At 64.2% G+C, this 20,582-nt stretch carries 22 protein-coding genes; 15 read left to right on the top strand and 7 right to left on the bottom strand.

Annotated features, from left to right (window positions below):
- The first annotated feature begins 3 nt into the window (after positions 1-3).
- Genes GGC64_RS16550 through GGC64_RS16510 form a run of 9 tightly spaced genes read left to right on the top strand, consistent with a single transcriptional unit; the run spans position 4 to position 10,727 of the window.
- The gene (locus GGC64_RS16550) at positions 4-1,173 is read left to right on the top strand and encodes a thiolase family protein (RefSeq protein ID WP_192723560.1); all 1,170 of its coding nucleotides are present in this window, start codon (positions 4-6) and stop codon (positions 1,171-1,173) included.
- Positions 1,160-1,972 (top strand): ABC transporter permease, encoded by an 813-nt coding sequence (locus tag GGC64_RS16545; RefSeq protein ID WP_192723559.1) that lies wholly within the window; start codon positions 1,160-1,162, stop codon positions 1,970-1,972. Before GGC64_RS16550 ends, GGC64_RS16545 begins: the two co-directional genes overlap by 14 nt.
- A 13-nt stretch (positions 1,973-1,985) precedes the next feature.
- Entirely contained in the window at positions 1,986-2,843 is an 858-nt protein-coding gene (locus GGC64_RS16540; protein ID WP_192723558.1) for an ABC transporter permease, read from the top strand.
- Positions 2,844-2,851: 8 nt separating this feature from the next.
- Entirely contained in the window at positions 2,852-4,132 is a 1,281-nt protein-coding gene (locus tag GGC64_RS16535) for an MCE family protein (RefSeq protein ID WP_192723557.1), read from the top strand.
- Positions 4,129-5,160, top strand: a complete 1,032-nt coding sequence (locus GGC64_RS16530; RefSeq protein WP_192723556.1) for an MCE family protein — start codon at positions 4,129-4,131, stop codon at positions 5,158-5,160. Before GGC64_RS16535 ends, GGC64_RS16530 begins: the two co-directional genes overlap by 4 nt.
- A complete protein-coding gene (locus GGC64_RS16525; protein ID WP_192723555.1) occupies positions 5,160-6,254 on the top strand; it encodes an MCE family protein in 1,095 nt (364 codons plus the stop codon). The genes GGC64_RS16530 and GGC64_RS16525 overlap by 1 nt, the downstream gene beginning before the upstream one ends.
- Complete coding sequence (locus GGC64_RS16520; protein WP_192723554.1) at positions 6,251-7,729, top strand: MCE family protein; 1,479 nt, start codon at positions 6,251-6,253, stop codon at positions 7,727-7,729. The genes GGC64_RS16525 and GGC64_RS16520 overlap by 4 nt, the downstream gene beginning before the upstream one ends.
- Positions 7,726-9,039 carry an MCE family protein gene (locus GGC64_RS16515; protein ID WP_192723553.1) on the top strand — a complete coding sequence of 438 codons (1,314 nt, stop codon included), beginning with the start codon at positions 7,726-7,728 and terminating at the stop codon, positions 9,037-9,039. The genes GGC64_RS16520 and GGC64_RS16515 overlap by 4 nt, the downstream gene beginning before the upstream one ends.
- Positions 9,039-10,727 (top strand): MCE family protein, encoded by a 1,689-nt coding sequence (locus GGC64_RS16510; protein WP_192723552.1) that lies wholly within the window; start codon positions 9,039-9,041, stop codon positions 10,725-10,727. The genes GGC64_RS16515 and GGC64_RS16510 overlap by 1 nt, the downstream gene beginning before the upstream one ends.
- Positions 10,728-10,738: 11 nt before the next feature.
- Here GGC64_RS16510 and GGC64_RS16505 read toward each other — a convergent pair whose 3' ends face one another.
- The gene (locus tag GGC64_RS16505; RefSeq protein ID WP_225951761.1) at positions 10,739-11,131 is read right to left on the bottom strand and encodes a hypothetical protein; all 393 of its coding nucleotides are present in this window, start codon (positions 11,129-11,131) and stop codon (positions 10,739-10,741) included.
- 204 nt (positions 11,132-11,335) lie between these two features.
- Here GGC64_RS16505 and GGC64_RS16500 point away from each other — a divergent pair, with 204 nt between their 5' ends.
- Positions 11,336-11,716, top strand: a complete 381-nt coding sequence (locus tag GGC64_RS16500) for a hypothetical protein (protein WP_192723550.1) — start codon at positions 11,336-11,338, stop codon at positions 11,714-11,716.
- Here GGC64_RS16500 and GGC64_RS16495 read toward each other — a convergent pair.
- Both GGC64_RS16495 and GGC64_RS16490 read right to left on the bottom strand, forming a co-directional pair.
- On the bottom strand, positions 11,713-12,105 hold the full coding sequence (locus GGC64_RS16495; protein WP_192723549.1) for a hypothetical protein: 393 nt from the start codon (positions 12,103-12,105) through the stop codon (positions 11,713-11,715). The two genes, GGC64_RS16500 and GGC64_RS16495, sit on opposite strands and share 4 nt — an antisense overlap.
- 41 nt (positions 12,106-12,146) lie before the next feature.
- Positions 12,147-13,427 carry a cytochrome P450 gene (locus tag GGC64_RS16490; RefSeq protein WP_192723548.1) on the bottom strand — a complete coding sequence of 427 codons (1,281 nt, stop codon included), beginning with the start codon at positions 13,425-13,427 and terminating at the stop codon, positions 12,147-12,149.
- 140 nt (positions 13,428-13,567) lie between these two features.
- Between GGC64_RS16490 and GGC64_RS16485 the strand changes: the two genes are divergently transcribed.
- Positions 13,568-14,206 carry a TetR/AcrR family transcriptional regulator gene (locus GGC64_RS16485; RefSeq protein WP_192723547.1) on the top strand — a complete coding sequence of 213 codons (639 nt, stop codon included), beginning with the start codon at positions 13,568-13,570 and terminating at the stop codon, positions 14,204-14,206.
- Here GGC64_RS16485 and GGC64_RS16480 read toward each other — a convergent pair.
- Genes GGC64_RS16480 through GGC64_RS16470 form a run of 3 tightly spaced genes read right to left on the bottom strand, consistent with a single transcriptional unit; the run spans position 14,164 to position 16,304 of the window.
- Positions 14,164-14,622 carry a hypothetical protein gene (locus GGC64_RS16480; RefSeq protein ID WP_192723546.1) on the bottom strand — a complete coding sequence of 153 codons (459 nt, stop codon included), beginning with the start codon at positions 14,620-14,622 and terminating at the stop codon, positions 14,164-14,166. The genes GGC64_RS16485 and GGC64_RS16480 overlap by 43 nt on opposite strands.
- A 56-nt stretch (positions 14,623-14,678) precedes the next feature.
- Positions 14,679-15,821, bottom strand: a complete 1,143-nt coding sequence (locus GGC64_RS16475; RefSeq protein ID WP_192723545.1) for a thiolase family protein — start codon at positions 15,819-15,821, stop codon at positions 14,679-14,681.
- A 21-nt stretch (positions 15,822-15,842) separates the two neighbouring features.
- A complete protein-coding gene (locus GGC64_RS16470) occupies positions 15,843-16,304 on the bottom strand; it encodes a Zn-ribbon domain-containing OB-fold protein (protein WP_192723544.1) in 462 nt (153 codons plus the stop codon).
- Positions 16,305-16,410: 106 nt separating this feature from the next.
- Here GGC64_RS16470 and GGC64_RS16465 point away from each other — a divergent pair, with 106 nt between their 5' ends.
- Genes GGC64_RS16465 through GGC64_RS16455 form a run of 3 tightly spaced genes read left to right on the top strand, consistent with a single transcriptional unit; the run spans position 16,411 to position 18,185 of the window.
- Complete coding sequence (locus GGC64_RS16465; protein WP_192723543.1) at positions 16,411-16,836, top strand: nuclear transport factor 2 family protein; 426 nt, start codon at positions 16,411-16,413, stop codon at positions 16,834-16,836.
- Positions 16,833-17,633 carry an SDR family oxidoreductase gene (locus GGC64_RS16460; RefSeq protein WP_192723542.1) on the top strand — a complete coding sequence of 267 codons (801 nt, stop codon included), beginning with the start codon at positions 16,833-16,835 and terminating at the stop codon, positions 17,631-17,633. The genes GGC64_RS16465 and GGC64_RS16460 overlap by 4 nt, the downstream gene beginning before the upstream one ends.
- Before the next feature lie 30 nt (positions 17,634-17,663).
- Complete coding sequence (locus GGC64_RS16455) at positions 17,664-18,185, top strand: VOC family protein (RefSeq protein WP_192723541.1); 522 nt, start codon at positions 17,664-17,666, stop codon at positions 18,183-18,185.
- Positions 18,186-18,237: 52 nt separating this feature from the next.
- On the opposite strand, the gene GGC64_RS16450 is transcribed toward GGC64_RS16455, so the two are convergent.
- Positions 18,238-18,954, bottom strand: a complete 717-nt coding sequence (locus tag GGC64_RS16450) for an enoyl-CoA hydratase/isomerase family protein (RefSeq protein WP_192723540.1) — start codon at positions 18,952-18,954, stop codon at positions 18,238-18,240.
- Between the two features lie 82 nt (positions 18,955-19,036).
- Between GGC64_RS16450 and GGC64_RS16445 the strand changes: the two genes are divergently transcribed.
- Positions 19,037-20,575, top strand: coding sequence for an AMP-binding protein (locus GGC64_RS16445; RefSeq protein WP_192723539.1), 1,539 nt, complete (start codon positions 19,037-19,039; stop codon positions 20,573-20,575).
- The last annotated feature ends 7 nt before the right edge of the window (positions 20,576-20,582 follow it).

Here is a 20,582-nt window from a genome sequence, read left to right as displayed (position 1 = left end):
CGCATGAGGCGCGTGGCGATCGTCGGGGCCGGAATGACTGCGTTCGGCGAGCATTTCGCGCTCGGCATCAAGGACCTGTTGCCGATGGCGTTCGCCGACTGCGCGAAAAGCGTCGACAAGGGTTTGGCGAAGTCCGACGTGCAGGCTGCCTGGTTCGGCGCGATGGGAACGGCCGACGGCTTCCCTTCTGGTATCCTCGCCGATTCGCTCGGGCTTCCCGACCTACCGGTTACGCGCGTCGAAAACTCTTGTGCCACAGGCAATGACGCAGTACGCAACGCGCTGTTCGGCGTGGCGTCGGGAGCTTTCGACGTCGCCATGGTGATGGGTGCGGACAAACTGCGCGACACCACGTCCAAGGACATGCTGTGGAAGTGGGAGGCAATGGCCCGCGACATGGCGTGGGACTATCCGCTCGGGTTGGTCTCGCCGGCCGGGTTCGCGCTGCATGTCCGCCGTTACATGCATGAGTCACCCGCGACCCGGGAGCACTTGGCCATGGTCGCGGTCAAGAACCACCGTCACGGTGCGAACAACCCGAAGGCCCGGTTGCGCTTTGAGATCACGATGAAGCAGGCGCTCGAGGCGCCAACCATCGTCACCCCGTTCGGCCTCTACGACTGCGCACCGCAAAGTGACGGCGCCGCCGCGCTCGTGCTGGCCGCCGAGGAGGTGGTCGATCGCTTCACCGATCGCCCGGTGTGGATCCGCGGCGTCGGTCTCGGACTCGACTCGGTGATGCACCAGCACAAGCCGGATATGACGACGTTCCCGGCCACCACACGCGCCGCCAAGCAGGCGTTTGCGATGGCGGGCATGACACCCGCTGACGTCGACGTTGCCGAAGTTCACGATTTCTTCACGGGAATTGAGCTGATCAGCTATGAAGATCTGGGCTTTGCCGAGCGGTTCGGGGGCTACAAGCTTGTCGAGGCTGAGGTGACAAGTGTCGGCGGTGCGCTGCCGGTCAACCCCAGCGGGGGGCTGAAGGCCAAGGGTCATCCCCCAGGGGCTACTGGCGTCGCACAGTGCGTGGAGCTTTTCGCGCAACTCCGAGGAGAGGCGGCCAACCAGGTGGATGGCGCACGAGTTGCATTGGCGCACAACATCGGCGGACCGACCGCGGTGTCGGCCGTCACCATCCTGGAAGGATCGGCCAATGGCGCGGGGTAGCGGGCCGGAACGGTGGTCCGCCGGACTGCCTGCGATCAAGAACCTGTCGGGGCCGATGCAGGCCGTCGGTGGACTGTTCGCGATGTCGGCCGATGCGGTGCGGTGCATCTTTCGGCGGCCGTTTCAGTGGCGGGAGTTCTTGGAGCAGTGCTGGTTCATTGCCCGGGTGGCGTTGGCGCCCACGCTCCTGGTGGCGATCCCGTTCACTGTTCTGATCAGCTTCACGCTCAACATCCTGCTTCGTGAGTTGGGTGCGGCCGACTTGTCCGGTGCGGGTGCGGCGTTCGGTGCGGTGACCCAGGTCGGACCGATCGTGACGGTGCTGATCGTGGCGGGTGCCGGTTCGACGGCGATCTGTGCGGACTTGGGTTCGCGCACGATCCGCGAAGAGATCGACGCGATGGAAGTGCTCGGGATCGATCCGGTGCAGCGCCTGGTGACGCCGCGCATGTTGGCTTCGGGTCTGGTGGCACTCTTGCTCAACAGCCTGGTGGTGATCATCGGAATCCTGGGCGGCTATATGTTTTCGGTGTTCATCCAAGACGTGAACCCTGGTGCGTTCGCCGCGGGCATCACGCTGTTGACCGGCGTCCCCGAAGTCATCATCTCGTGTGTGAAGGCGATGCTGTTCGGCCTGATCGCCGGCCTGGTGGCGTGCTACCGGGGGCTGACCATCTCCGGCGGCGGTGCGAAAGCCGTCGGCAATGCCGTCAACGAGACGGTGGTGTATGCGTTCATGGCACTGTTCGTGATCAATGTGGTGGTCACCGCCATCGGCATCCGGATGACAACGAAGTGACCGCGGACATCTGATGGGCACGATGACGATCCTGCGGCAGACGTATCCGCGGCTGACGCGGCAGTTCCGCAGGCCCACCGACTTGTTGGGTCGCATCGGCGACCACATGCTGTTCTACATCCGGGCGCTTGGTGGCGTGCCGCATGCGGCCATCCACTTCCGCCGGGAGATCATCCGGCTGATCGCCGAGATTTCCATGGGCGCGGGCACATTGGCGATGATCGGTGGCACCGTGGTGATCGTCGGTTTCCTGACACTGGCCGCGGGCGGCACGCTCGCGGTTCAGGGTTACAGCTCGCTGGGCAACATCGGCATCGAAGCCCTGACGGGCTTCTTGGCCGCGTTCATCAATGTGCGCATCTCCGCACCCGTGGTGGCCGGCATCGGGTTGGCCGCAACGTTCGGCGCCGGTGTGACCGCACAGTTGGGTGCGATGCGGATCAACGAGGAGATCGACGCGCTCGAGTCGATGGCGATCCGGCCGGTCGAATACCTTGTCAGCACACGGATTGTCGCCGGAATGATCGCGATCACCCCGCTGTATTCGATCGCGGTGATCCTGAGCTTCGTCGCCTCCCAGTTCACCACCGTGGTGCTATTCGGCCAGTCCGGTGGGCTGTATGACCACTACTTCAACACCTTCCTCAACCCGATCGACCTGTTGTGGTCGTTCCTGCAAGCAGTGCTGATGGCGATCACGATCCTGTTGATACACACCTACTTTGGCTACTTCGCCTCCGGTGGCCCGTCCGGCGTTGGCGTTGCCGTCGGCAACGCGGTGCGCACCTCGCTGGTCGTCGTCGTGTCGGTGACCCTGCTCGTGTCCCTGTCCATCTACGGTGCCAACGGCAACTTCAACTTGTCGGGATAGGGGAGAAGGTGACGAGGAACATCGGGCCCGGACCGGCGCATCGGTCCGAAACCACCAGTGCGGCAACGCCGGTGGCTGGGCGGCCCGGTCGTCACTTCGGCACGAGCGGCTATGTCCGCCCGCTTGCCGGTTTGGGCACCGTCGTGGCGATCGCCGCGATTGTGGTGCTCGCCGTCTCCCTGTTCCGGGGCAGTTGGACGCCGACCGAACCGGTCACCGTGATCTCGGATCGCGCCGGCCTGGTGATGAACAACGACGCCAAGGTCAAGATGCGCGGCGTACAGGTCGGCCACGTGGAGTCGATCGAGTCGAAGGCCGATGGCACGGCGGCCATCCGCTTGGCGATGGATCCGAACCAACTGCACCTGATTCCATCCAACGTGAATGTGGACATCGAATCATCGACGGTCTTCGGTGCCAAGTTCGTCAATCTCGTTCCACCGCCTGATCCATCGGCGCAGAAGCTGCGCCCGGGCCAGGTGATTCAGAGCCAGCACGTGATGGTCGAGGTCAACACCGTTTTTCAACAACTGGTACAGGTGCTCGACAAGATCGACCCGACCAAGCTCAATCAGACCCTCGGCGCAATTGCCAAGGCGTTCAACGGCCGCGGAGAAAAGATCGGCCAGTCGCTGTCGGACTTCAACGCGTTCCTGGCCAAGATCGACCCGGTCCTGCCGACATTGAGCCATGACATCGAGACGGCCGCGCCGGTGTTCAATGCGTACGCCGACGCAGCGCCCGACCTGATCTCAACGATCGACAGCTCGACCACGATCAGCCGCAGCATCGTCGACGAGCAGCAGAATCTCGACGCCTTCTTGTTGAGCTCGATCGGTCTCGCCGATGCCGGAAACGACGTGATCGGAAGCAACCGCCAGGCATTGACTGATGTGTTGCACTTGTTCGTGCCGACCACTGATCTTCTGCAGCGGTATCACGAGGCGCTGTGGTGCGGCCTCGGAGGACTCGTTCCCTTCGCGAAGTCGGTACCACAGTTTTCGAACGTGCTGGTGACCGCCGGCTTGACCCTCGGCGTCGAACGGTATCGCTACCCGCAGGACCTGCCGAAGGTGGCAGCCAAGGGTGGTCCGTATTGCAAGGAGCTCGGGCTGCCCGAGCTGCCCCCTGAGTTCCGGCCGCCGCTGCTGATCACCGACAGTGGCACCAACCCGGTGAAATACGGCAATCAGGGCATCCTGCTGAACTCTGATGGACTCAAGCAGTGGTTGTTCGGACCCATCGATGGGCCGCCCCGCAACGTCGGACAGATCGGGCAACCGGGATGAAAACGCGCGCCACAGGCACTCTCATCAAGTTCACGGTCTTCGGTGTCGTGATGGCCGTGCTGACCGTATTCCTGTTCGTTATCTTCGGACAGGTGAGAACCGGCCCGACAAACGGATATTCGGCAGTCTTCGCCGATGCGTCCCGGCTGGAAACCGGAGATACCGTGCGGGTAGCAGGCCTTCGGGTCGGCACTGTGCAAGCAGTGTCACTGCGTCCTGATCGAACAGTTCTGGTGAAATTCGACGCCGACCGCAGCATCCGGCTGACGACCGGAACCAAGGTCGCGATCCGCTATCTGAACCTGGTCGGGGATCGCTACCTCGAACTCGTCGACACGCCTGGCTCGACGATGCTGCTGCCTCCCGGATCGGAGATTCCCGAAAGCCGCACGGCGCCGGCCCTGGACCTTGACCTACTGCTCGGCGGACTGAAGCCGGTTATCCAGGGCCTGAATCCCAACGACGTCAACGCGTTGTCGGCGTCGCTCATTCAAATTTTGCAGGGCCAGGGCGGGACGCTTGACTCGCTGTTCTCGAAGGCCTCGTCGTTCACGAACTCATTGGCAGACAACAACCAGGTGATCGAGCAGTTGATCGAGGACCTCAAGACGACGCTGGCCACTCTGTCGAAGGACGGCGACGACTTCTCGGGCGCGATCGACAAGTTGGAGCAGCTGATCCAGGGTCTATCCGATGACCGCGACCCCATCGGCACGGCGATCGAACAACTTGACGCTGGGACTGCAAATGTTGCCGATCTACTGAGCCAGGCGCGGCCGCCACTGGCGGGCACGGTAGACAAGCTGAACAGCCTTGCGACCAACCTGGATAACGACAAGGACCGTCTCAACGACAGCATCGGGCGGTTGCCGAATATCTATCGCAAGCTCGCGCGCGTGGGCTCCTACGGCGCGTTCTTCCCGTACTACATCTGCGGAATCGCGTTCCGCGCCAGCGATCTTCAGGGCCGAACCGTTCAATTCCCGTGGATCAAGCAAGAAACGGGAAGGTGTGCGGAGACCAGCTAATGCAGAGATATCGCGGTTCACAGCTCATCAGGGCCGGCTTCATCGGAGTCGTGCTGATCATCCTCGTGATCGCCGTCGGGTTGCAGCCCGAACGCCTGCTTCAATGGGCGACGGCGATCAGGTATCAGGCTCTCTTCTCGGAGGCCGGCGGCCTCGCCACTGGCAACGACGTCACCGTTTCAGGAATCAAAGTCGGTACGGTGTCCAGTGTTTCGCTGCAGAACGGGGATGCGCTCGTCGGATTCACCATCCAAGGAAAGTATGCCCTCGGGTCGGAAACCACGGCCCACATCCGTACCGGCACTTTGCTCGGCGAGCGCGTGCTCGCGCTCGAGTCGGCGGGCGACGGATTGCTCGATCCGAACAATGTGATTCCGACGACGCGGACGTCGTCCCCCTACTCGCTGACCGATGCCGTCAGCGACCTGACCTCCAATACTGCCGCCACCGATACCGACACGCTCAACCAGTCGTTGGACACACTGTCGACCACGCTCGACCAGATCGCGCCTGAACTCGGCCCGACGTTCGACGGCCTGAGTCGACTGTCGCAGTCGCTGAACAACCGGAATCAGAGCCTGTCCGAACTGATCAAGACCGCAGGCGACGTGACGGGGATTTTGTCCGAGCGTAGCCAGCAGGTGAACTCGTTGATCCTCAACGCCAACGATCTGGTCGCGGTGCTCAACGAGCGCAGGCAGGCGATCGCGAGCCTACTCACCAACACCTTTGCGGTGTCGAGTCAACTACGCGGATTGGTCCAAGACAACGAGAAGCAGTTGGCGCCGGCTCTGGAGAGAATGAACCGCGTCAACGAGATGCTGGAACGCAACCGCGACAACATCGCCAAGGCACTTCCTGGGTTGGCCAAATACGAACTGACTCAAAGCGAGATCGTGGCAAACGGCGCCTATTACAACGCCCTCGTGCCCAACATCCAGCCTGCACAGCTTCTCCAGCCGTTCCTTGACTACGCCTTCGGGTTCAGGCGAGGCGTTGACGCCGGCCAGCCGCCGGACAACGCAGGACCACGGGCCGAGTTGCCGTTCCCGGTCAACGGCATCCCGCAACCAGGAGACCTTCCGCCGCGATGAACAGACGAGGACTTGTCACCGTTGCCGCGATCGCTTTGGCCTTCGCGCTGATCGCGGGCGCGGTCTTCCTGGTGCGTCACATTTTCTTCGCGCCAACGACGATCACCGCGTATTTCCCGACCGCAACATCTATCTATCCGGGCGACGATGTGCGCATTTCGGGCGTGAAGGTCGGCAAAATCGATTCGATCGTCCCTGAGGGCACGCAGACGAAGATGACCCTCAAAGTCGACCGAGATGTGCCGATCCCGGCCGACGCCAAGGCCGTCGTCGTCGCCCAGAACCTCGTGGCGGCACGGTACGTGCAGCTCACTCCTGCCTACCGGAATGGCGCCGGGCCGAAGATGCGTGACGGCGCAGTAATTCCCAGTGACCGGACCGCAGTTCCAGTCGAGTGGGACGAGGTCAAAACGCAGTTGACCCGCCTGGCAACGGAATTGGGCCCCAAGAGTGGAGTGTCGGGTACCTCCGTTTCCCGGTTCATCGACAGCGCCGCGAATGCCTTGGACGGCAATGGTGCGAAGCTTCGCCAGACAATCGCCCAATTATCGGGCGCAGCAAGAATTTTCGCCGAGGGTAGCGGCAGCATCGTCGACATCATCAAGAACCTGCAGACGTTCGTGACCGCGCTGCGCGACAGCCACGAGCAGATCGTGCTGTTTCAGGATCGGCTGGCCAGCCTGAGCAGTGTAGTCAATGACAGCAGGTCGGACCTTGACATGGCGCTGACCGACCTGTCCAAGGCGATCGTCGACGTACAACGGTTCGTGGCGGGCAGCCGCAACCAGACAGCCGAGCAGATCAGAAGTCTGGGCGCCGTGACGCAGACTCTTGTCGATCAACATTTGGCTCTGGAGAACGTCCTCCACGTCTCGCCGACCGCGATCGCCAACTACGAAAACATCTACTACCCGGCGTCCGGCGGTGTGACCGGAGCGTTCTCGTTGGTCAACTTCTCGAATCCGGTGTGGTTTGTCTGCGGATTGATCGGCGGTATCGAGAACACCACCGCACCGGAGACCGCAAAACTCTGTGCGCAATACCTGGGTCCCGCGCTGCGTCTGCTCAACTTCAACAATCTGCCGCTGCCGATCAACGCGTACCTGCGGCCCGTGCCCAGCCCGGGGAAGATCCTCTACACCGATCCGAAGCTGGCGCCAGGAGGCGCAGGACCCGGCGATGCGCCAGAGCCACCGCCTACAGTGTCCGCCTACACCGGGATGGGCGATGTGCCCGGGCCACTCGGCTGGGGAGCTCCGCAGCCGCCGGGGCAGGGGATGTACGGCCACGACGAAGTGCCTGCCATTCCATCACCCGCGTTGTTCCCCGGTGCGCCAATTCCCGGACCCCCCATCGTGAATACAGGCACAGCGCCGACCGTCGACGGCATGCTGCTGCCGCAGACCGAGGCACCGGCAGCGCCGGCGTCGCCACCCGGTCCACCACTGCCTGCGGAAGCGGGGGCACCGTCATGAACCGTCTGAAGAGACTGGCTCTCGTCGGCTCATGCGTTGCCATGACACTGACCGGCTGCTCGTTCCAAGGATTGAACTCACTGCCGCTGCCCGGCGCCGTGGGTAGAGGACCAGACGCCGTCACCTATCACGTCGAGGTGCCGAATGTCGCGACGCTGGAGTCGAATTCGCCGGTGATGATCAACGACGTCGTCGTCGGCAGCGTCGGCAAGATGACGGTCGAGGGTTGGCACGCCGACGTAGAGATCTCGGTCAAGCCCGACGTGGTGGTGCCCGCCAATAGTATGGCGACGGTTGGGCAGACCAGCCTGCTGGGGTCCATGCACCTGGCGCTCGACCCGCCGTTGGGCGAAAAGCCAAGCGGCCGACTGCAACCCGGCGCCACACTGGCTCTGAATCAGTCGTCGACGTTCCCGACCACCGAACAGACGCTGTCGTCGCTGTCGGCGGTGGTGAACGCGGGTGGGCTCGGGCAGATCGGTGACGTCATCCACAACTTCAGCGTCGCGTTGAACGGTCGCGGCCCCGAGGTCCGTGAGCTGCTCACCCGGCTCGACAATTTCGTCGGAGTGCTCGATGAGCAGCGTGACAACATCGTCGCGTCCATCCAGCAACTGAATCGGGTTGCCGGCAAGTTCGCGGGCCAGCGCGACGTGATCGACCGTGCGCTCAAGGACATTCCGCCGGCGCTGGACGTGTTGAACAGGGAACGGCCCAAGTTCACGACCGCGCTCGAGAAGCTCGGTCAGTTCAGCGATACCACGTCCACGCTGGTCAATGACGCAGGCCAGGATCTGGTGACCAATCTCAAGGACCTTGAACCGGCGCTCAAGGCGCTCGCCGACATCGGTCCCGAGATCACCCAGGCACTGAACTTCGCTCTCGCGTTCCCCTATGGCCCGGCCTTCGCCGATCGAATCACCAAGGGCGACTACATCAACTTGTACGCCGTCTTCGACATCAGCTACCCGCGGTTGAAGCGGACCCTGTTGCTCGGCACGCGGTGGGGCGACGAAGACGCCAAACTGATTCCGGCTCCTGGCGACCCCTGGTACCTCAACTACTCGTACAACCCGCTGTCGCTCGGTGTCGCGCCCCCGCCGGCCGAGGCGCTGCCCCCGCCGCAGGCGGCGCCGAGTGGGCCGATGCCCCCGGTGACCGAGCCCTTGTTGCCGGTGGCTCCGCCGCCCACAATGCCCAATGCCGCAGCCGCGCCTGCGATTACGACGTCGCAGATCTTCGCGGGGCCATATGGTGCTGACGCCCCGTCTGTACCTGCTCCTGCGCCCGCACCTGGAGGTGGCGGCTGATGCTGACGCGCTTCGTCCGAAACCAGTTGATCATCTTCACCATCGCATCCCTGATCGGTGTCGGGGTGATGGTGTTCACGTACATGCAATTGCCGTCGCTGTTCGGCGTTGGCCGCCTGACGGTGACGCTGGAATTGCCTGCAACCGGCGGTCTCTACCGGTTCAGCAACGTGACTTACCGCGGTGTGCAGATCGGTGAGGTGACCGGGGTAGAGCTGACCGACACGGGCGCCAAGGCGACGTTGCGGCTCGCGACGTCGCCGAAGATTCCCGCGGATCTGCACGCCGAAGTGCGCAGCGTTTCGGCGGTCGGTGAGCAATACGTGGATTTGCGGCCGCGCACCGACTCTGGTCCGTATCTCAAGGACGGCTCCGTGATTCCGGCCAAGGACACGACGATTCCACAACAAGTCGGACCCATGCTGGATCAGGTCAACGAACTGTTGAAGAGCATTCCGAAGGACAGGATTGCCAACCTGCTCGACGAGACGTTCAAGGCGTTCAACGGTGCGGGTGAGGATTTCCAATCGCTGGTCGATTCGTCGACGAGCATTACCAAGTACCTCAACGACGTCTCCGATCAGTCGCGCGGGTTGATCGAAGACAGTGCGCCGCTTCTGGACTCACAAGCGAAGACCACCGACGCGATCAGGACGTGGGCGCACAGCCTGGCCGGGATTTCCAAGGAGGTCGCGCAGGACGATCCCGATCTGCGGTCGATCCTGCAGAACGGACCGGGTTTCGCGAACGAGGTCTCGGGACTGCTGAACCAGATCAAGCCCACGCTGCCGATCCTGTTGGCCAATCTCACCACGCTGGGCCAGATCTTCGTCACCTACAACCCGTCGCTGGAACAACTCCTGGTGTTGCTTCCCGGCACAGTCGCGCTGCAGCAGTCGTTCGGCATCATGAAGAACAACCCATATGGTCTGCCGATAAGCGACTTCGCGTTCACCATTGGCGATCCGCCGCCGTGCACGGTCGGCTTCCTCCCGCCGTCGCAATGGCGCTCGCCGGCCGACACCAGCGTGATCGATACGCCCGACGGGTTGTATTGCAAGCTGCCTCAGGATTCTCCGATCGGTGTGCGCGGCGCCCGCAACCTTCCGTGCATGGGGCATCCCGGCAAGCGTGCCCCGACAGTCGAACTCTGCAACGACCCCAAGGGTTTTCAGCCGATACAGATGCGCCAGCACTATCTCGGTCCGTATCCGTTTGACCCCAACCTGGTCGCGCAGGGCATTCCGGTCGATGACCGTGTCGACTTCAACGACCGGATCTTCGCGCCGACAGAAGGCACCCCGCTGCCGCCGGGTGCTGCGCCCGCAGGGACGCCGCCGGGGACGCCGCCGGGGCCACCGAATCCGTTGGCAGCGCTGACGCCTCCGCCGGCTGCCCCGCCGCCACCGCCACCGCCGGGAAATTCGTTCAACGGTGAGCCGATACCACCTGCCGAAAACCCGCTGGCCCCGCAGGGTCCCCCACCGGGGCCTGCGCCGGACAGCGGCGCAGTTCCTGCCGCCCCGAGCGCGTTCAACGAAAACGGTTCTGGCGGACCGTCAGTCGCGGTCGCGCACTACGACCCCCGCACCGGCCTCTACGTGGCGCCCGACGGGCAACTGCAGCGGGTGACCAATGCGGCGGGCGGCGCCGAACCCAAATCGTGGCAGGACCTTCTGCCGATCTGATGGCAGAGCGGCTAGGAGAGCTTCTCCAGCCGAATCGGCACCTCGATGACGAGCGGCTTGTTGATGCCGCAATTGCCGCTCGCAGCCTGTGTCCTGACGCGGCCTGCGAGAAGATCGCGGAATTTCGGGTCGAGCTGGCTTTGGATGGGATCCCAGCCCCACATCCAGAACCGTTGCGTACCTGAAACGGCGGTGCCGTCGGGACACGGCTCCCAGTTCGGGATCTCGCGCACAACGACCCAGTAATTCCCGGTGTTGGTCATCTGCGCCGTCCAGCCTTGGTCGCTGGTGACCGTGCCCGTGCAGTTGATCGGACTGGTGCATTCCGAACTCAGCGTCCAGGTCTGAATTTGGGTCTGCTCGTCGATGAAGACCTCGTTCGTCTTGGCCCAATCGCCGTTCATGATCATTCGATAACTGCCAGACAGTTCAACCCCGTAATTAGAGGCGTGCGCTGATGCTGCTAAACCTAGACTGCTGACCAGGGCCACAGTCGCCGACACGACGGCCGCGCTACGGACTCCACGCATAGCGCCGAGCCTATCTCGCCTGATAGCAATCCTCTCCAAAAGCGAGAATTTCGTTCCCGCTTATGCCAAAATGCACGGGTGCGATCCGCCGTCGCAGTCCTTGCTGCGCTCACTTTCTCCGCGACGCTCGCCGTTGCGCCGTCGGCATCGGCAGATCCGACCGACTGCGATTACCCCAGCTGCACCCCGGGCATCATGCCCAACGTCGTGCTGGGCTCCTATTGCGACAACCCCACCTACTACGCGTTCGGCGTGACGTCGTGGGGACGGCTGGTGTTCTGCGGGTCGCCCAGGCGATACGAGCCGCGGTGGTTCCGCGCGACCGAAATGCACGGCGTGAAGAACGAGAACGACCCGTGTCCCGCGATGGACGGCGAGATGGCGCAGGCCCCCGACGGGCTGTTCTTGACGTGCGTGGCCGCCGAGGGGGCCAGCCGTTGGGTGCGCGGGGACACCTAGAAGAAGTTCACCCACTGCAGTCTCGAATTGATCCGCGCGCACTTCAGCGGGACCCCGCGGGTCCGCATCAGCTGTAAGTCGTTGCCCGCCAACGGTTGTTGTGCCGTGTCACCGGGCGTTTGGCACGGCATTGTCACGTCACGCTCACCGACCAAGCGTCCGACCGGCACCCACACCGCCTGCGGGGTGCAGATGAGGGTGCCGTGATTCGCGTCGAGGCCGAAGACAAACGACGGACTCGGAGTGCATGGCGCCCCCGCCGCCACGTTGCGTGCGACGTTGGGCACGCAGTCGGCTGAATCGCAGGCGGCCGCTGACGGGCCCGCCAGAGATATTGCCGCCGTGACCAATCCGCAGGCGATGGTCGGTATCGCGATGACCGTGCGCATGTGGCCCCCTTGGAGATCGGTCGACCCCCGCCGGGGCCAGCCTATCCGGCGGGCGTGAACTCGATGTTCAGTTCGGTCAGTCCACGCAGGATGAACGTCGGCTCGTAGAGGTAATTGCGCGCGTCGATCGGACCGTGCTTCTCCTCGCTGATCCTGATGTCCGCCAGCCGGTCGAGTAGGCGCTCGATCGAGACGCGACCCTCGACGCGCGCCAATGGCGCACCGGGACATGAATGGATGCCGCGGCTGAACGCGATGTGCTCGCGGACGTTCTTGCGGTCGAGCGAGAACTCGTGTGGATTGTCGAACCGCTTCGGGTCGCGGTTGGCCGCGCCCGGGCTGACCATCACCGTGGTGCCTGCCGGCACCGGGGTCTCGCCGAGCGTCGTCGACTTGCGGGCCATCCGGAACACGCTCTTCACCGGGCTGTCCATGCGCAGGCATTCCTCGACGAACACCGGAATGAGGCTGCGGTCCGCGCGCAGTTGCCGTTGAATGTCGGGCCGGTCGCCGAGCACCCGAAGCGCGGCGCCGAGCAACTTCGCGGTGGTCTCCTGCCCGGCGGCGAACAGGAACGTCGCGGTCCTGACCACGTCGACCACCTCGGGGGTGGAGCCGTCGGGATACTTCGCGGTCGCGATCGACGTCAGCACATCGTCGCGGGGTGACTCGCGGCGCTCCTCGATGTATTGGGAGAACTTCTCGTCGGCCCACGCCAGCGGGTTCTGCGCGATGACCTCGTGGTCCAGGGAACCGATGTTCGTTCCAGGCTGACCGGCGCCGAAGGACTGCCGGAAGTCCTCGTGGTCGGATTCGGGGACGCCGAGTAGATCGGCAACGACCAAGAGCGAGAAGGGCTTTGCGTATGCGGCGAGGAACTCGCAGCGGCCGTCGGCGATGAACTCGTCGATGTGGCGATCGGCAAGCCGCCACATGAAGTCCTCGTTCTCCTTGAGGCGCTTGGGGGTGAGCAGTCGCGACAGTATCGACCGCGCGTCGGTGTGCTGCGGTGGATCCATTGTGACCATGTGCTCGAACATGGGGATCTCGGTGCGGTGTTCCTCGAGTTGCGCGCAGATGTCGTCGCCCTCGGGCGTGAACGGGATCGGCGTGAACGGACCCATGACCGCGACGCAGGACGAGTAGCTTTCGGTGTCCTTGTAGACGGCGTTGGCGGCTTCCCAGCCCGTGACAGCAAGGACGCCGTTGGTGATCGGGCAGCACACCGGGTCTTTTGCCCGGACGTGGTCGTAGTACGGATGAGGGTCGGGCACCAGCGACGGATCCGTGAAGTAGTCGACGGCGTCGTAGTCCGTGGTCATCTGATGCGGTTCCTTCCGAATCCCAATAATGCTGAGCACCTGCTTAGCATGCAGGTAGAGTCACGGTCAAGGTGCCACGGCGCTGCGGCGTCTAACATCGGCGTGTTGACCTCTTGGGCAGCAGGTATGGGAGGAATTGCATGGCATCGGCGCGAAGAATCGGAGCGCCGGACGCGAAGAATCGCGGCGTGCTGCTCGACGCTGCCGAACAACTCCTTCTCGAGGAGGGCTACGCCGCTGTCACCTCACGCCGGCTCGCCGAGCGGGCCGGCCTCAAGCCCCAGCTCGTGCACTACTACTTCCGCACCATGGAGGACCTGTTCCTAGAGGTTTTCCGTCGCAGGGCCGAAGAGGGGCTCGGTGTGCTGAAGACCGCGCTTCAGGCGCCTCAGCCGCTGTGGGCGTTGTGGCGGTTCAGCACGATGCCGGAGGCCACCCGGCTCACGATGGAGTTCATGGGCCTGGCCAACCACCGCAAGGCGTTGCGGGCCGAAATCGTCTATTACGCCGAACGTTTCCGCGAGGAGCAGAACAAGGCCATCGCCGCCGCGCTCGAACGGTACGGCGTCGCCACGTCAGAAGTTCCTCCAGTCGTCTGGACGGTGTTCGCGACGAGCGTGTCACAGGGCATCGTCATGGAACGCGCGCTCGGCATGTCGACCGGGCATGCGGAGACGTTCAAGTTCTGTGAGGACTGGCTTCGCCGACTCGAGGGTGAACCGCTACCGACCGACGATCACCAGTTGCGCAGCGAGCAGAGCGCGCCCTTCGGCCCTTGATTGGTCTTCACGACGACGCCGTCGACGGCTAGCGCGCAATGGATGTTGGGGCTTTTCGCCGACTCCCCGCCGGTGCCCGCAACCACCATGGCCCACTCGTCGGGGTTGACCAGTCCGACGTCGAGATTCCACTGCTGATTCGGCCCGACGTCGGCCTCCACCTTCGGGCTGAACTGATACGGGTTGTGGCTGTAGTCCGCCCAGTTCGGCGGGTCGGTGTCGCGGTAATAGATGTTGACGTTGAAGGGCTGCTCGGCCCAAATCGTGTAGTGCACGTTGTGCAGCGGCGGAGGGGGCGGATCGTCGTCTGCGCCCGCCGACGCGGTTCCCGCGACGAGGCTGGCGGCCGCCAGCGCCGTTGCCGACAGGGCGCCGAGCAGCGGCCTGATCCATCGGGGCGCAGGCGGAAACATCATTTCCGAGATCTTAGAACGTTGTTTTCGCACCCGGTTCCGAATCAGAGATCTTGTGCTCAGCGGCTCAGGATCGTCGCCGACGCCGTGCCGGGAGCGCCGTACACCTGCGCGAGGCCGACCCGCGGCTCGCCGGGCACCTGCCGATCGCCCGCCTCGCCGCGCAGTTGACGCACGAGTTCGTGCACCTGCCGCAGGCCGGAGGCACCGATCGGCTCGCCGTTGGCGATCAGTCCGCCGTCGGTATTGATCGGCATCGAGCCGTGGATCTCGGTGGCGCCGTCGGCGAGCAGCTTGTCCTGTTCGCCGTCGGCACACAGCCCGGTCTCGGCCATGTGGATGACCTCGGCGCCGGCGTCGGTGTCCTGCAACTGGGCGACGTCGACGTCCTCGGGTCCGATGCCGGCGGCCTCGTAGGCGGCCTTGGCCGCGAACACCGTTGGGGACGGGTCCTCGTCCAGCGGCGCCGACGTCGCGTGCACCTCGTAGGCGCCGAACGTCCGCGTCCGGATCTCGGTGGCCCGCACGTAGACCGGCTTGTCGGTGAACTTGTGCGCGATGTCGCCGCGGCACATGATCACCGCCGCCGCGCCTTCGTCGGGTGCGCAGAACATGTACTGCGTCAGCGGGTAGTTCAGCACAGGCGAGTTGAGGATCTCCTCCTCAGAAATCGGCTTGCGCCGGAACGCATTCGGGTTCTTCTCGCCGTTGCGGAAGTTCTTGGCCGCCACCTTCGCCAGCGTCGCCTGCGAGATGCCGTGCTTGTGGAGGTAGTGATTGGCCTTCATCCCGAAAAACTTGGTGGTGACGAACTGACCGTTTTCGGCGTACCACTGCGGCAGCGCCAGCTTGGCCGGATCGTCGGTGAACGCGCCGCGCGGATGCTTGTCCAGCCCGATCGCGATGCCGATGTCGTACTTGCCGAGCCGGATGGTGTCCGCGGTCTGCTGGATCGCGGACGCCGCCGTGGCGCAGGCGTTGAACACGTTGGTGAACGTGATGCCGGTCAAACCGACGAGGCGGGTGACCGCGTCGGGGTTGGAGACCTCATGGCTGCCGCCGAAGCCGAATTGGATGTCCTTCCACGCCACGCCCGCGTCGGCGAGCGCCGCGTGGATCGCGTCGGCGCCCATCTCCATGGCGGTCTTGTCGAAGCGTCCGAATGGGTGCAGGCCCACGCCGATGATCGCGACGTCGTTCATTGTTCGAAGTGTCCTCTCAAGTCAGACGGGCTGGAAGGCGAACGTGATGATCTCGTTGCCTTCCTCGTCGGTGGTGAACGGCAGCATGGTCAGCTCGACCTCCTGGCCGAACTGCAGCTTTGCCGGATCGTTCTCGGTGAGCCGGCCCTCGACGCGGATGACGGCGTCATCTTGCATGCCGAGCTGCACCAAGCCGACACCGAACGGAACGAAGTCCTTGCCGGTCGGCCCCTTGTACGGAGCGCCAGGCGGAAAGCCCTGCGTGGTCCAGGCAACGAGGGTGCCGCGCCGCGGCAGCAACACGTCGGACATCTCGCCCGCGCTGCATTTGGGGCACCACTGTTGGATGGGAAAGGTGGTGGCCCCGCATTGGCCGCAGGTGCTTCCGATGAGCTGTGGGTTCTCGTCGGGCCAGGTAGAGATCTCCGGCGCGAGTGCTATCTGCTGTGGTGACACGCCGTTGACGATAACCGGAAATGCCATTCTCGTCCAGAGAGAACAGGGTGGCGCTCGGGCCGACTGTACCGCCGACCAAGGCGGTGGTGTGGAGTCCGCGACGTCGGCGGAGGTTATGAAATAGCCTCGCCGTGTGGACGCCGATAAAGAGCAGATCGCCGAGGTGCTGATCCGTTACGCCACCGGAATAGATTTCAAAGATTGGGCACAGTTGCGCACCTGTTGGACCGAGGACGTCGATGTCGACTACGGCGAAGTCGGCCAATACAAGGGCGCCGATGCGATCACTGGGTTGATGGAACAACTCCATGACGCAATGGGGCCGACCTATCACCGGCTGACCAATTTCGCCATCACCGTCGACGGTGACCGAGCGACGGCACGGTCGTATGTGCATGCGGTACTTCAGGCGATCCCGGATGACGGCGCCAGTTGGGTTGAGGCCCTTGGGCATTACGACGACGAGTTCGTCCGGACGTCCGACGGCTGGCGGATCTCCCGTCGCACGACGAACATCGCGCGGGTGCACGCGGGGGCGGCGTCGGGTGCGCGGTCATGACCGACTTCACGGATAAGTACGGCCAGTGGGCCGTCATCGCAGGTGCCTCCGAAGGGATCGGCGCCAGCCTGGCCGACCAATTGGGCGCGCGCGGGCTGAATCTCGTCCTGATCGCGCGCAACGCAACGCTTCTCGACGAGGTCGCCGCCCAGGCGCGCGCCGCGCACGGCGTGCAGACGCGAGTCGTCGTCCAAGATCTCACCGATCCCGATGTCGGAGCCAAGGTGGCCGATGCGACCGAAGGACTCGAAGTCGGCCTGCTGATCTACAACGCCGGCGCATCTGACCGGACGACGACCTTCCTGGAGACCGACGTCGACTACTCGCTCAAGCAGATCAAGCTCGACTGCATCGGACCCATTGCCTTGGCGCATCACTTCGGTAGCGCGATGCGTGACCGCGGCCGCGGCGGCATCGTCTTCGTCGCATCGCTGGCCTGCCTGGCCGGCTCCGCGACGCTCGCGGTGTACTCGGCGGTCAAGGCGTTCCAGCACAACTTCGCCGAAGGACTGTGGGCCGAGCTACGACCCCACGGTGTCGACGTGTGCTGCACCCCGCTGGGCATGACATACACCCCTGCCTTCCAGCGCCTGGGCATCGAGTACGACCCGGCCGCGCACATGCTGTCCGAAGACGTTGCGCGAGAGATCATCGAGAACATCGGCGACGGCCCGGTTCATGTAGTCGGTGAGAACAACCGCGCGGCCTCGGCAGCGATCTGGACCATCGATCGGCGCTCACTGGTCGAGATGATGAGCATCGCCTCACTCGATTTCGCGTCTCGGACGAACACCTGACATGCGGGCGGTGGCGGCACGCACGGCATCATGAGCATCCTCCCCGGCTCGATCCGCCAGATCGGTTACGTCGTCACCGACCTCGACGAGGCGCTGGCGAGCTGGGTCGAGTTGGGCGTCGGCCCATGGCTTGTCATCCGGGGTCTGGCGATGAGTGCGCGCTATCGCGGCCAACCGTGCGAGACCACGCTGTCGCTGGCGTTGTCCAACAGCGGGGAAATGCAGATCGAGCTGATCTACCAGCACGACGACACGCCAAGCATCTTCACCGAATTCCTTGCCGCCAACGGCCCCGGCTTTCACCAGTTGGCTTATTGGGCAGAGGATTTCGACGCCACCATGACCGCGGTAGCCGACGCCGGCTGGCCGGTCGTGTGGGCGGGCGGCGAGGAACTTGGCGTGCGATTTGCCTATGTCGAGCCGCCGAACAGCCCAGCTACCGTCGTAGAGATCTCCGAGCTCACCGAAGCCCAGGCGGCGAGCGCGAAGTTCATCCGCGCCACCGCGGCGAACTGGGACGGCACCGACGCGATCCGCGAGATGGGTACCTAGCGACTTGTGTGCGTTGGGGAGCGCTGTGCGCAACAAAACGCACACAAACCGCTCACTTGCTGCGCTTCATCACCTTGTCCGCGGCGGCCCAGTGTTCGTCGGCCACCCACAGCCGCGCGAACGCGGTGACGGCTTCCGTCGTGGTGGCGCCCTTCATCACGCGCTTGATCTCACCGGCAGGCCTGCCGGCCATGGCCTTGGCCAGACCCCGCCATCCGGCGTCGAACGACTCCCGCGGAAACACCTTGTCCACCAAGCCGATTCGCTCGGCCTCGGCGGCATCGAGCACAGTGCCAGCGCCAGCCAGCAGCAATGCCTTGCTGTAACCGATCAGCGTGACCAGTCGTTCGGCGCCGCCCCACGCAGGCATGATCTCCAGCGTCACCTGGTTGAAGCCGATCTTGATGTCATCGGCGGCGATCCGGATGTCGGCCGCCACCGCGAACTCGGCGCCGCCGCCAAGCGCGTGGCCGTTGAGCGCAGCGATGGTTGGCGTTGCGAACGCGGCGATCCGATCGCAGATCGCGCGCATTCGGAAGGCCATCGACGACGCTTCCTGCTCGGTGCGCAGCGCGCTGAGCTCCTTGAGGTCTCCACCCGAGACGAATGCCCGATCGCCTGCGCCGGTGAGCACCAGCGCCCGCGCGCCATCGGCGCCGTCGAGCGCCTTCTCCAGCTGATCCATCGTCTCCAGCGAGATGGCGTTGCGGGCATGCGGCCGGTCGATGGTGATGACCGCCAAACCGTCGTCGAATTCGAGGTCGACCATCGAGCATTCTCCGTCTGCGGTATTGGCATTCTCTCTATCGGAGAATAGCATCGCAGCGGGACTGGAGGTGCGGCTGAGCGTCATGCGAAAAATCCCTGTTGAGCTGACCAAGCGCTACCAGGATGAAGGGTGGTGGACGGCCGAGACCCTCGGCGATCTGGTCGCCCGAGGTCTGCGCGCCAACCCCGATACCGGCTTCGTCGTGCATTCGGCCGTCCGACCATTCGCCGGCACGTTCCGCGACGTCGAACTGGAGGCGCGCAGGCTTGCTGCGGGGCTGCACGCCCGCGGCGTGGGGCCGGCTGATGTGATCGCGCTGCAACTGCCGAATTGGAAGGAGGCCGCGGCCGCGTTCTGGGCGTCCACGTTCCTCGGCGCCGTAACCGTCCCGATCGTGCACTTCTACGGTCGTAAGGAACTCACCCACATTATCGGAGCCGCCAAGCCGCGCGTGTTCATCACCGCAGAAGAGTTCGGCCGCATGAAGTTTCAGCCCGACCTCTGCGAGGACATCCCGATCGTCGGGCTGGTCGGACAGAACTACGAGGAACTGCTCGCCGCCGAACCGTTGCAGGGCACACTCGCCACCGACCCCGCCGGCCCGGCATTGATCGCGTTCACCTCGGGCACGACGAGCAACCCGAAAGGTGTTGTGCACAGCCATCAGACGCTGGGCTTCGAGACCCGTCAACTGCTGGAGAACTATCCGAAGGATCGCGGTCGACAGCTCACCGCAACCCCGGTCGGGCATTTCATCGGCATGCTCGGGGCGTTCCTCATTCCGGTGCTGGAGGGTGCGCCCATCGACTTGTGTGACGTGTGGGACCCCGGCATGGTGCTCAAACTCATTGAGCGCGAAGGGCTTTCGATCGGTGGTGGGCCGCCGTACTTCGTCACCAGCCTGCTGGATCATCCGGACTGCACGCCCGAACACCTCAAGCACTTCACCACCGTCGGTCTCGGCGGATCGACCGTGCCCGCGGCCGTCACGCGCCGGCTGACCGACCTGGGCATGTTCGTATTCCGCTCCTATGGCAGCAGCGAGCACCCGTCGATCACCGGGTCAAAACCGACCGCGCCGGAGGACAAGCGGCTCTACACCGACGGCAATCCGCGTCCCGGCGTCGAGATCCGGCTCGGTCCCGACGGCGAGATCTTCAGCCGTGGCCCTGACCTGTGCCTGGGCTACACCGATCCCGAATTGACCGCGAAGGCGTTCGACGAAGACGGCTGGTATTCCACCGGCGATGTCGGTGTCCTCGACGACGACGGCTATCTGACCATCACCGACCGCAAGGCCGACGTGATCATCCGCGGCGGCGAGAACATCAGCGCGCTGGAGGTCGAGGAGGTGCTGCTCGCCATGCCCAGCGTCGTGGAGGCGGTGGTGGTCGCGGTGCCCGACGCGCGACTCGGGGAGCGGACGGCCGCGGTGTTGCGCGTCAAGACGGGCCACTCGATGCCGACTCTCGAGGAGGTCCGCGAGCATTTCAAGCAGGCAGGCGTCGCAACGCAGAAGTGGCCTGAGGAACTGCACCAAGCCGACGACTTCCCGCGCACGGCCAGCGGCAAGGTGCAGAAGTTCCTGGTAAGGCGGGATATTGCGACTTGTCGAAAGTGAGAATAAG

The organism is Mycobacterium sp. OAS707 (assembly GCF_014873705.1).
GTDB lineage: Bacteria > Actinomycetota > Actinomycetes > Mycobacteriales > Mycobacteriaceae > Mycobacterium.
Note: the sequence above shows the minus strand (reverse complement) of the source record. Positions and strands in the feature narration are given on the sequence as shown.